Genomic DNA, 263 nt, shown 5'->3' on the forward strand with positions numbered 1-263 from the left:
ATGTTGATCAGTGGCTGGAATCAGATGCTCACATTCAGGGAGATGCATTCTGGTTGCGTGTTGAAGGGGATTCAATGACTGCGCCCGCTGGCTTAAGCATACCAGAAGGCACGTTTGTTCTTTTCGATACCGGACGAGAACCAATCAATGGCAGCCTCGTTATCGCTAAACTATCTGATTCAAACGAAGCTACATTTAAGAAACTGATCATTGATGGAGGCCAAAAATACCTTAAGGGCCTTAACCCGCAGTGGCCCCTCGTT

General features: G+C 47.1%; 1 protein-coding gene. It reads left to right on the forward strand.

What is annotated here, in order from left to right:
- A partial coding sequence (locus RTW80_RS29615; protein WP_312721700.1) for a S24 family peptidase occupies positions 1-263 on the forward strand: 263 nt, incomplete at both ends.

The organism is Escherichia sp. AM3 (assembly GCF_032029835.1).
In the GTDB taxonomy this organism is placed as follows: domain Bacteria; phylum Pseudomonadota; class Gammaproteobacteria; order Enterobacterales; family Enterobacteriaceae; genus Escherichia; species Escherichia coli.